Here is a 12,119-nt window from a genome sequence, read left to right as displayed (position 1 = left end):
CCATGTTTAAGAACTATTTGAAAATCGCCTGGAGAAACCTATTAAGAAACAAGAGCTTTTCATTCTTGAACATTTTCGGCCTTTCCATTGGTTTGGCGGTCACCGCGTTGATCTTGATGTGGGTGGGTTTCGAAATGGGTTTCAACCAATTCCATACCAAAAAAGACCGCATCTATCAGGTTTACAATAAGTACAAAGTCGATGGTGAAATCTGGACCTGGAATTCGACACCAAAGGTCATGGCCACCACGATTAAAAAAGACTATCCTGAAGTTGAAGAGGCCACGCGTTACTTTTACGAAAACACCTTTTTGTTCAGCCATGGGGATAAGAACATCAAATCAAATGGAACCATCGTCGACCCTTCATTTCTGAACATCTTCAGCTTTCCATTGATCGAAGGGGACGCAGCGACCGTCTTGGAGGATGTGAATTCGCTGGTGGTCACCGAAACCTTTGCCAAGAAGCTCTTCGGTAACACAGCCGCGGTTGGGCGAATCGTCAAAGTAGACAATGCCGACACCTTCAAGATTACCGGCATCCTCGAAGATCCGCCGGTCAATAGCGAGTTCAGGTTCGAATACCTCATGCCTTGGGCTTACCTCAAACAAAAAGGGTACGACGACGTCAATTGGAGCAACAATTCGATTGCCACCTACCTGCTTTTGAAAGAAGGCACAGATTATGCGTCCTTCTCCGACAAAATCAAAACCTTGCGGAAGAACCACGACAAAGAAGCCCCGGATATGGTCACCTTTCTATACCCTTATTCGAGGACCCATCTCTACGATGAATTCGAAAACGGGGTGGAAGTCGGAGGGCTCATCGACATCATCAAATTGTTCGGGGTCATCGCACTATTGGTATTGGTCATCGCCTGTATCAATTTTATGAACCTAAGTACCGCCCGCAGCGAAAAAAGGGCCAAAGAGGTCGGTATCCGAAAAGTGGTCGGTGCGCGAAAAAAAGCCTTGGTCTGGCAGTTTCTCGGTGAGTCCGTATTGATTGCCTCCCTCGCCGCTACCGTGGCCATGGTCATCGTGGTCTTGACCCTGCCCGCATTTTCCGAATTGATCAATACCCCGTTGTCGATCGAGTGGAAAAACCCATGGTTCTGGGGAATTTCAGCGGTCATCATCTTGTTGACCGGAATTCTGGCGGGCAGCTATCCTGCGCTCTACTTGTCGGCCTTCAAACCTTCTGCGGTCTTGAAGGGTACCTTCAGTAAAATGAGTGCACTGATCACCCCAAGAAAGGTCTTGGTGGTCATTCAATTCGCAGTCGCCATCATCTTGATCACCGCGACCATTGTCGTAAAACAACAAATCGACTCGGTACAAAATCGAAAATTGGGCTTTACCAAAGAGCATCTCGTATACGTGCAAATGGAGGGTGATGTCGAAAAACATTATACCAGCATCAAGTCTGAACTTTTGGAAGGAGGCATCGCTTCGTCAGTGACCAAAACCAACTCGCCGATTACCGAAAGTTGGAGCAATAGTTGGGACATCGGATGGCAAGGCAAACCTGAAGACAACAAAACTTTGGTGCATCGTATGGTGGCCGATGAAGCCATTACCAAAACGATGGGGTTGCGTCTGGTCTCAGGTCGCGATCTCAATCTAAAAAAGTACCCCACCGATTCAACGGCCATGCTATTGAACGAATCGGCAGTACGCCTTATGGGCTTCGAGGAGCCCTTGGGGCAGACCATCAGGGATAACGGCATCGATTGGCACGTTATCGGTGTGGTCGAGGATTTCGTATTCAATTCCCCTTTTCAAAAAATCGAGCCCATGGTCATCGAAGGGGCCAAGGCCTGGTTCACCATGGTGCATATCAAACTCGATGCCAATAGAAAGACCGCCGATAACCTCGCTGCCGCTGAAACCATTTTTAAAAAATACAATCCGAACTATCCATTCGAGTATGAATTCGTCGATCAAGATTACGCTAGAAAGTTCATCAGTGAACAGCGCATCGAGAAGTTGGCCAGCCTATTCACCTTGTTGACCATCCTTATCTCTTGTTTAGGCTTGTTCGGTTTGGCGAGTTATATGGCCCAAAACCGCATCAAGGAAATCGGGGTCCGTAAAGTATTGGGGGCTTCGGTAAGCGGCATTACCGCGCTGTTGTCACAAGACTTTTTGAAACTGGTGGCCATTTCTTTGGTCATTGCCATTCCCGTGTCATGGTTTACCATGAACCGTTGGTTGCAGGATTTCGCATACAAAATCGATCTCTCATGGTGGATTTTCGCCCTGGCCGGATTGCTGGCTTTGGCCATTGCATTCGTCACCGTAAGTTATCAGGCCATCAAAGCGGCACGAACCAATCCGGCACGAAGCCTTCGAACCGAATAAGCAAAAAAACGAAAGCACATGTTCAAGAACTATATGAAAATCGCCCTTCGCAACCTTTGGAAAAATCGGGTTTTCACCGCGATTAACCTTATCGGGCTTTCGGTCGCTTTTGGTGTAGCGACGCTATTGACCATGAATTCGGTACACGATCTGGCTACCGATGGGTTTCATGAGAACGGCGACTCGCTGTTCCTTACCTACATCACCTGGCAAATTCCCAACGGCACAGAAGTAGGCACCAGCCAACCTACCCCTTTTGCGCGGGCCCTGCACGATGAGGTGCCTGGAATAGCCCGTACAGCAAGGGTTTTGGAAGACGATGTGGTGGCCAATTACCAAGACAAGGAACTGAATATGGATATTCTTTGGACGGATGCCTCCTTTCTCGAAATGTTCAGTTTTCCGAGTATCAAAGGCAAGGATACGAAAACGCTCCGTGATATTTCTTCGGTGGTCTTGACCGAAGAAGGCGCCCAAGCGCTGTTCGGTGAAGAAGAGGCGATCGGCAAGACCGTCAACGTCCAAATCAATGGGGCCGACGTGCCGTTTACGGTGCGCGATGTGATTATCGACTGCCCCGATCAAAGTACTATGGATTTTCAAATGGTGTTGCCTTTTGAAAAAAACCCTTCCTATGAAGCAACCAAAGAACGATGGGGGGCGCAATACCATGAAGTCTATGTGCAATTGCAAGACGGCGTTGCCGCAGATCAAGTCGAACGCAACAGCCATGCGTTTACCAACCTGCATTACAGCAACTCCATTGAAGGGCTAAAGCGTGACGGGGCCAACCCAAATGAATTCGGAAATTACCTGCAATTGGGATTGCTCCCGATTAAAGACATCGCCTTTACCACCTATGCCCAGGGGCGTGCCGAAACCAGTCGTTCGAACGTCTACCTGATTTTAGGCATCGCCTTCGTCATCTTGTTCATCGCCTCGGTCAATTTCATCAATATGAGTCTCGCCAAAAGCGCCCATAGGCTGCGTGAAATCGGGATGCGAAAAACCTTGGGGGCCGACAAAAAACAACTGTTCTTCCAGTTTTGGGGGGAAAGCTTATTCGTTTTCGGAATGGCATTGGCGCTTGGCTTGGCCTTAAGTGGTCTCGCCCTGGATGAATTCCAGACCCTGTTCCGTACCTCCGCTACTTTTGAAGTATTGCTTTCGGCCAAGATCATCTTGGCCACCTTGGGAATCGTATTGTTGATAACCCTGATAGTGGGGGGCTACCCGGCCACCTTATTGAGCCGATTGGGCACCATACAGTCTTTGAAAGGCAAGCTGGAGTTAACCGGTAAAAACCGGGTGCGCGATGCCTTGATCGTATTGCAATTCAGTATTGCCATTCTATTGATCAGCGGAACCCTCATCCTTTGGGGGCAGGTCGATTTTATGCGCAACAAAGATCTTGGCTTCGACAAGGCCCAGGTACTTTCCTTTCCGTTGGAGGGTAAAAGAAACAGCTATGATGCGGTTAAATTGTTGCGTGAAGAACTACGCGGAAGGCCCGAAATCGTCGATATTACCGCGGCTGACAACAATCTGGGCAGGGGTAAGGACGGAAGCCGCTATACCAGTGTTTGGGGCTTCGGCTATAAAGGAAAAGGTATCAAGACCAATACCCTTACCGTCGATTACGACTATGTAAAGACCCTAGGCCTCGAATTGGTCGAAGGCAGGGATTTCGATACGACCCGAGAGAATGATAAGCATGCCGTTTTGATCAATGAGCGCATGGCACAAGAAATGGGTGAAGACCAACCGTTGACCGCTTTTATTCCGGTGACCGACAGCTTGAACTACCAGGTGATCGGGGTATTGAAAGACTATAACTTCCAAGATCTTTCAAAAAGCATTGAGCCATTGACCCTCTTCTTAGATCGGGAAGAAGCCCTTCAATACGCCTACGTTCGTGTCGCCCCTAACCTTTTGATGCAGGGGGTCGAAGCTGTTGAAGCGGCATACAAGAAAATCGAACCCAATGCCCTTTTTCTGGGGTCGTTCCTCGATGAAAATGTCGATCGCACCTTCCGAAAAGAAAGGAACATCGCTTCCTTGATCACAAGTGGGTCGATCATTGCGATCGTGTTGAGCTGTATCGGTTTGTTCGCCATGTCATTGCTCATCGTCAACGAACGTACCAAGGAAATCGGTATTCGCAAGGTCATCGGCGCCAGTGTCGGTTCGATCACCTATATTTTGACCAAGGACTTTTTGCGATTGGTCTTTCTGGCCTTCTTGATCGCGTCCCCTGCGGCCTGGTGGTTTGCCCAAAGTTGGCTGCAACAATATACCTATCGCATTGATTTGGACTGGTCTTTCTTTGCCTTGGCCGGCTTGTTCGCCTTGATCATTGCCCTGTTGACCATTAGCACCCGAACGATCAAAGCTGCGGTGTCCAATCCCTTAGACGCTTTGCGAAATGAATGATATCGTCCACTTTTTGAGCCATCACTTAAAACACAGCACATGTTGAAACACAATCTCCTGTTCTTTATCCGGAACATTAAAAGGCACAAAAGTACGTTTACGATCAATTTGGTCGGACTTTCATCCGGTCTGGTCTGTGTACTGTTGGTTTTCCTATGGGTATCCGATGAAATGGCCACTGATAAATTCCATGAGAACGATGAACGTTTGTATCAGGTACGCCGCACCTTTCCTGTAGGTGCACAAGGTGTGTTTACCTCCTCCGCCAATTCGAGTCTGATGTTGACCGCCCTGCAAGAGGAAGTACCCGAAGTTGAGTTGGCCACAGCGATCTATGAATTTGATAATAATGCGCGATTGGAATCCGATAACAAGAAACTAAGCGCTTTCGGCATCATGGCCAGCGACGATTTCTTCAAGGTGTTTTCCTATCCGCTCTTAACCGGCGATGCCAATACGGTACTAACGGATGTGAACTCGGTGTTGATCTCAAAAGCCTTGGCAGAGAACTTCTTCGGTGCCGGGGTCGAAGTAGTGGGAAAAAGCCTCTCGATTAAGGAAGGTGAAGAAGGTATCGATGAAGTTTTCACGGTTTCCGGGGTCTTTGAAGTACCGAAGCATTCTTCGGAGCGCTTCGATTTCATATTGCCATTTAGGACCTTTTTAAAATACCGTGACCCCAATGATATCGCATGGTACAGCAATAGTTCAAGTGTCTACGCCTTGCTGCGTCCTGAAACGGATATCGACCAGTTCAATGAAAAAATGAAAAGCTTTATCGCTGAGCGCAGTGAATATGTGAAAGACGAAGTGCTCTTTACCAAGTTCAGCGACAATTACCTATACAGTAGGTTCGTCAATGGCCAACAAGCCGGTGGCCGTATCAACTATGTCATCCTCTTCTCCATCGTGGCCCTATTCGTCCTTTGTATTGCGTGCATCAACTTTATGAACCTTTCGACAGCAAGGGCTTCGAGACGATTGAAAGAAGTTGGGGTCAAAAAAGCCATTGGGGCCAAACGAAGGACCTTGATCGTTCAATTCCTATCCGAATCCATCTTGCTTGCATTCTTTTCCTTGGGGGTCGCCATACTCCTGGCTACCCTTTTATTACCCTGGTTCAATTCAGTCACCGGTAAGGAGCTCGAATTTGGGATTGAGGGGTCAGCCTTGACGGTGCTCGTTCTAATCACATTGATCACCGGACTGTTCTCTGGAAGTTACCCGGCCTTGTACCTGACCAAATTCGACCCTGTTAAGATCATCAAAGGTACCACCAGTAGTTCTTTTACCGAGTTGATGGTACGCAAGGGACTGGTCGTTTTTCAATTTAGCGTGTCGATCCTATTGATCGTTGCGGTCAGTGTGATTTACAACCAGTTGAATTACATCCAATCCAAAAACCTGGGCTATGATACCGATAATGTGATTGTTTTCGAACGACAAGATGCCCTGATCAACAATATGGATGCCTTCTTGACCGAGGCCAAAGAACTGCCAGGTGTCGTCAATGCTACTTATATGCAAGGGGGAATGACCAATTTCAGCAACGCCTCCAGCGGGCATACCTGGCCCGGTCAATCCGAAGCTTCTAAGGACATCACCTTCCGGCATGCGCATGTGGGGCCTGAATTCATCGAAACCATGGGTATCGAACTCAAAGAAGGGCGTAGCTATATCAATGAGCGTCCCGATAATGAAAACAAGATCATTCTTAACGAAACCGCCGTTAAGGTCATGGGGCTTGAGAACCCGATTGGTACCGTAATCGACATGCGGGGTCCTAACCGTGAGATCATTGGTGTTGTGAAAGACTTCAACATCCAATCGCTCTATAACGACATCGCCCCTATGGCTTTATTGTGTCGCACTGAATGGGTGAGTAATTTGGTCGTGAAGATCAAAGCCGGTCAAGAACAAGCCACCATCACTGCCCTGACAAAACTATATGCGGAGTTCAACCCCGGTCTCGAATTCGATTTCCGCTTCTTGGATAGCCAGTACGAAGCTTTATATCGCTCTGAACAACGGGTATCGACCCTATCGAAGTATTTCGCCATCATGGCCATTTTGATTTCTTGTCTGGGTCTTTTCGGTCTGGCGACCTTTTCGGCCGAACGACGACAAAAGGAAATCGGTATTCGCAAGGTATTGGGCCAAACCGCACAGCAGGTCACCCTGATGTTATCGAGCGAATTCGTGAAACTCGTTTTGATCGCCATGTGCATCGCCTTACCCGTTGCGTATCTTCTGGCCAAAGACTGGTTGTCGCAATTCGCCTTCCATATTCCATTGAACGTCTGGTATTTCGTTCTTTCCGGAACCATAGCCTTGGCCATTGCCATCTTGACCGTTAGCAGCCAAGCGATACGGGCTGCTAGAACGAACCCGGCCGAAATCCTGCATAATGAATAAACGGGTTTTTCGCCCGAATTACGAAAAGAATAAATAAGTTTAGACCATGCTATTAGAACTAAATAACATCTTCAAATGGGTCAACTCCGGTGGCCAACGTATCTTTTTATTGAAAGACATCAACTTTTCCGTCGAGGAAGGGGAGTTCATCTCGGTGATGGGTCCTTCGGGGTCGGGAAAATCGACCTTGCTCAACGTGATCGGAATGTTGGACCAATTCGACGAAGGGGAGTATAACTTCCTTGATGAATCGGTACACACCCTAAAGGAAAAGCACCGTTCGAACCTCTATAAAGAGTACATCGGTTTCGTTTTCCAGGCGTATCACCTTCTTGATGACCTTACTGTGCAAGAAAACCTTGAAATGCCCTTATTGTATAAAAAATACAAAGGTTCAGAGCGCAAGGCCATGGTTGCCGATATGTTGGATCGATTCAATATCGTCGGCAAGAAAGACCTGTTTCCGGCCCAGTTGAGCGGTGGTCAACAACAATTGGTGGGTGTCGCCCGGGCCCTTATCTCAAAACCCAAGCTTTTACTGGCCGACGAGCCCACGGGAAACCTGAATTCGAAACAAGGGGAAGAAATCATGGAATTGTTCAAACAATTGAACCAAGATGGGGTGACCATCATTCAAGTGACCCATTCGGAAAAGAACGCCGCTTACGGTTCGCGAACGATCAATTTGTTGGACGGTCGTATGGTCTAAGCCTTGTTCGCCAATTGGGCCAACTGCTGCCCGACATGGCTTCCGATGGCGACGCCCATACCTCCTAACCTGACCCCGCAGAACACCCTGTTCGAAAGGGCTTTGATGATGGGTTTTTTCTGTGTTCCCACACCCATGATCCCACTCCATCTTTGATCGATGGCTATCTTGTTATTCGGAAGGATGATGTCTCTCAACAACCGTTCGAGCTGGGCTTGGATGACTTCGGTCTGGCCAAAATGATCGGTCGTTTCGCCTTCGAAATCGAGATTGCGGCCTCCTCCGAACAGGATTCGGTCATCAATGTTCCTAAAATAATAATAGCCCTCATCGAAATGGAAAGTACCCTTGATATGAAGGTTTGCAATGGGTTCGGTGATCAAGACCTGGGCCCTGGCCGGATCAACGGTTTCATTCAATAACCGTTGGGCGAATCCATTGGTGGCCACGCACAAGGTGCCGGTCTCAAAATCAAAACCATCGGTTTGTACCGCTACCTTAGCACCTAAATCCTCAAAAGCGGTCACCTCGATTCGATTGAGGAGCAATATGCCCTTGCCTTGAGCCATAAGCAGCAACTGTTGCATCATGTGACCGGTGTCGATTTGGCCTTCATAGTGATGCGAAATATAATGGTCTAACACGCCTTCGAACGAAAAGCGGTTCGGCTGCTTACGAAACGGGTCTTGGCCGAAAATAGGTTCCAAAAGCCCATTGACTCGATCCAATTGGTCACTACACGATTCGAACAAGGCGGTATCTTTCTTTAAAAACAGTTCGTGTCCCCCCAGGTTTTGATAAGAAAGCGCTTCATCACCCAATAAGGAACGCAGCGAACGGATGCCCTGCCAGCGTTGTTCGACCAAATCGTACACTTCCTGTTCGCTATGGTGTTTCAAATCGGCAACGATTTCGGATATGCTCCCGAAACAGGCAAAACCCGCATTCTTGGTGCTGGCCCCTTGAGGTAGCGAGCCGCGCTCCAAGACCAAGACTTTGGCCTTAGGGTACCGATCCTTCAAGGCAATCGCACAATTCAAGCCAACGATACCGCTGCCTACAACGGTAAAATCGACGTTCGAAAACCAGGTTTTATGTTCCCAATAGCTTAATTCCATATACAAAAAACCCCGACCAAGGTCGGGGCGTCTCTTAATATTGGTATTTATCGTCCATTTCGAAATCTTCCATGAACTTGGTGGTGTAATTCCCGGCCAAATAATCAGGATGGTCCATCAACTGGCGATGGAATGGAATGGTCGTCTTCACCCCTTCGATTACGAACTCGTCCAGCGCCCTGCGCATTTTGTTGATCGCCTCTTCCCTGGTTTGGGCCGTGGTTATCAACTTGGCGATCATCGAATCGTAGTTCGGGGGAATGATATACCCGCCGTAAACGTGCGTATCCAATCGGATACCATGACCTCCAGGAGTGTGCAAGGTCGTAATCCTTCCGGGAGACGGCCTAAAGTCGTTGTAAGGGTCTTCCGCGTTGATACGGCATTCGATCGAATGCAATTTCGGAACGTAGTTCTTTCCAGAAATCGGTACCCCTCCGGCAACCAAAATTTGCTCGCGGATCAAATCGTAATCGATGACCTGTTCGGTAATCGGATGCTCGACCTGGATCCGGGTGTTCATCTCCATAAAGTAGAAGTTCCGGTGTTTATCGACCAAAAATTCGACGGTACCCGCACCTTCGTACTTAATGTATTCAGCGGCTTTGACCGCGGCAGCACCCATTTCTTCCCGCAATTTATCGGTCATAAAGGGTGATGGTGTCTCTTCGGTCAATTTCTGGTGCCTACGCTGTACAGAACAATCCCGCTCAGAAAGGTGACAGGCTTTCCCGTATTGATCTCCGACCACTTGGATTTCGATATGGCGCGGTTCTTCGATCAATTTTTCCATATACATGCCCCCGTTTCCAAAAGCGGCAGTCGCTTCTTGCACGGCGCTTTCAAAATTGCTCTCCAATTCGTCTTCGCTCCAAATGGCCCGCATCCCTTTACCACCACCACCGGCGGTAGCTTTGATCATAACGGGATATCCCATTTTCTTGGCGACCTTCTTGGCGTCGGCAGCGTCTTTCAACAAGCCCTCGGAACCAGGAATGGTAGGCACGCCCGCCTTCTTCATGGTTTCTTTGGCCGTGGCCTTGTCTCCCATTTTATCGATCTGTTCCCCAGAGGCCCCAATGAACTTGATATCGTGCTCTGCACAGATTTTTGAGAATTTCGAATTCTCGGACAAGAATCCATATCCTGGATGGATGGCATCCGCATTGGTAATCTCGGCAGCGGCGATGATGTTCGGGATCTTCAAATAGGATTCCTTACTCGGAGCGGGTCCGATACATACCGCCTCATCGGCGAAACGGACGTGAAGGCTTTCCTCGTCGGCTTTGGAATATACCGCGACCGTCTTAATCCCCATTTCTTTACAGGTACGGATGACGCGAAGTGCGATTTCCCCCCTATTGGCTATCAATATTTTTTTGAACATAGCTTAAGTTTTGAACGCTTTGATTTCACAACCCTGGTTTCCCGAACAGATCGGATTAGGGTTTGGAAGGGTACGGCTTAACTCGGGTCGACCAAGAACAAGGGTTGATCGAACTCTACTGGTGAAGAATCGTCGACCAAAACTTTGACGATCTTACCGGCGACCTCCGATTCGATGTCGTTGAATAGCTTCATCGCTTCGATGACGCAAAGCACGTCGCCCTTCTTGATATCAGATCCCACTTCGACGAAAGCAGGTTTGTCTGGAGAAGGTTTGCGATAGAAGGTACCGATGATCGGTGATTTGATGGTGATGTATTTCGATTCATCATCCGCAGGGGCGGGAGCAGCGGGAGCTGCAGGTGCGGCTGGGGTCTCAGCGGCGACGGGCGCCGGAGCGGCAGCCACGGGGGCCTGCGCCATTGGAATTTGCTGAACGATGGTCGTTTCAGGTGTAGACGAGGCACTACCGGTTCGAATGGTAATCTTGACGTCTTCCATTTCTAATTTCACTTCGCTGGCACCGGATTTGGCCACGAACTTGATTAGACTTTGAATTTCCTTAATATCCATTGAATTTGATTTAGTTAGTTGATGTTATGAATTGTAGGCCCATTTCAGGTAAACGGAACCCCATGTGAATCCGCCCCCGAAGGCCGCGAATACCAGATTATCCCCTTTTTTCAGTTGTTTTTCATAATCGTGCAAAAGCAACGGCAAGGTGGCCGAAGTCGTATTGCCGTATCGGTGGATGTTCATCATCACCTTCGCATCATCTAGGCCCATACGCCTTGCAGTGGCATCAATGATCCGTTTGTTGGCTTGGTGCGGTACCAACCAATGCACGTCTTCATGGGTCAATGCGTTGCGCTCCATGATCTTGGCGGAAACATCGGCCATATTCGAAACCGCGAATTTGAACACCGATTTCCCGTCTTGAAACACATAGTGTTGTTTGTTGTTCACCGTTTCGGTACTTGCGGGTAAGATCGATCCGCCGGCATCGATTTTCAAGAACTGTCGTCCGATCCCATCGGATCGTAGATACTCATCTTGCAAGCCCATACCTTCTTCGTTGGGTTCGAATAGAACGGCCCCGGCCCCATCACCGAAAATGATACAGGTGGTACGGTCGGTATAATCAATGATCGAAGACATCTTATCGGCCCCGATCAACAACACTTTTTTGTAACGGCCCGACTCCACATACGAAGCGGCGGTAGACATGCCGTAAAGAAAGCTACTGCATGCGGCTTGAAGGTCATATGAAAAGGCGTTCGTTGCTCCGATCTCGGAGGCCACGTAGGCACCGGTCGCTGCGACCGGAAGATCTGGAGTGGCCGTAGCCATGATGATCATGTCGATGTCTTTTGGATCCAAACCCGTCTTGGCCATAAGGTCTTCTGCGGCTTTGATGGCCATGAAGGAGGTGCCTTTGCCTTCTTCCTTCAAGATCCTTCGTTCTTTGATTCCGGTTCTACTAGTGATCCATTCATCATTGGTATCGACCATGCCCTCCAACAATTTATTGGTCAAAACGAATTCTGGGAGATAGGCCCCAACAGCGGTAATTGCTGCTTTTAGTTTAGTCATATTGCCCTTCATTTTTGGTCAAAAAGTTGTGTTTTTGACCCAAAAGCGGTGAAAAATAGTGATTTTCCATGACTTTTTGTGCCAAAATTGTTTGTTTTCGAA

8 protein-coding genes are annotated in these 12,119 nt (G+C 48.4%); 4 read left to right on the top strand and 4 right to left on the bottom strand.

All coding sequences use genetic code 11. The features are described from left to right. The first annotated feature begins 2 nt into the window (after positions 1–2). The 4 genes from ABV409_RS04630 to ABV409_RS04615 are packed head-to-tail and all read left to right on the top strand — an operon-like array spanning position 3 to position 7,920. Positions 3–2,363, top strand: a complete 2,361-nt coding sequence (locus ABV409_RS04630) for an ABC transporter permease (protein ID WP_353876376.1) — start codon at positions 3–5, stop codon at positions 2,361–2,363. 18 nt (positions 2,364–2,381) lie between these two features. After that, a complete protein-coding gene (locus tag ABV409_RS04625; protein WP_353876375.1) occupies positions 2,382–4,796 on the top strand; it encodes an ABC transporter permease in 2,415 nt (804 codons plus the stop codon). Between the two features lie 39 nt (positions 4,797–4,835). Further along, positions 4,836–7,211 carry an ABC transporter permease gene (locus ABV409_RS04620; protein WP_353876374.1) on the top strand — a complete coding sequence of 792 codons (2,376 nt, stop codon included), beginning with the start codon at positions 4,836–4,838 and terminating at the stop codon, positions 7,209–7,211. Positions 7,212–7,257: 46 nt separating this feature from the next. Continuing rightward, entirely contained in the window at positions 7,258–7,920 is a 663-nt protein-coding gene (locus ABV409_RS04615) for an ABC transporter ATP-binding protein (RefSeq protein WP_353876373.1), read from the top strand. On the opposite strand, the gene ABV409_RS04610 is transcribed toward ABV409_RS04615, so the two are convergent. The 4 genes from ABV409_RS04610 to ABV409_RS04595 all read right to left on the bottom strand — a co-directional run bounded on the left by ABV409_RS04610 (position 7,917) and on the right by ABV409_RS04595 (position 12,017). After that, on the bottom strand, positions 7,917–9,038 hold the full coding sequence (locus ABV409_RS04610) for an NAD(P)/FAD-dependent oxidoreductase (RefSeq protein ID WP_353876372.1): 1,122 nt from the start codon (positions 9,036–9,038) through the stop codon (positions 7,917–7,919). The two genes, ABV409_RS04615 and ABV409_RS04610, sit on opposite strands and share 4 nt — an antisense overlap. Positions 9,039–9,072: 34 nt before the next feature. Further along, on the bottom strand, positions 9,073–10,425 hold the full coding sequence (accC, locus tag ABV409_RS04605) for an acetyl-CoA carboxylase biotin carboxylase subunit (protein WP_353876371.1): 1,353 nt from the start codon (positions 10,423–10,425) through the stop codon (positions 9,073–9,075). A gap of 77 nt (positions 10,426–10,502) precedes the next feature. After that, on the bottom strand, positions 10,503–10,997 hold the full coding sequence (accB, locus tag ABV409_RS04600; RefSeq protein WP_353876370.1) for an acetyl-CoA carboxylase biotin carboxyl carrier protein: 495 nt from the start codon (positions 10,995–10,997) through the stop codon (positions 10,503–10,505). A gap of 24 nt (positions 10,998–11,021) precedes the next feature. Next, on the bottom strand, positions 11,022–12,017 hold the full coding sequence (locus ABV409_RS04595; RefSeq protein ID WP_353876369.1) for a beta-ketoacyl-ACP synthase III: 996 nt from the start codon (positions 12,015–12,017) through the stop codon (positions 11,022–11,024). Positions 12,018–12,119 lie beyond the last annotated feature (102 nt).

The organism is Flagellimonas algarum (assembly GCF_040513375.1).
GTDB classification, from domain to species: Bacteria; Bacteroidota; Bacteroidia; order Flavobacteriales; family Flavobacteriaceae; genus Flagellimonas_B; species Flagellimonas_B algarum.
The sequence above is the reverse complement of the archived record's forward strand: the minus strand, read 5'-3'. Positions and strand labels throughout refer to the sequence as shown.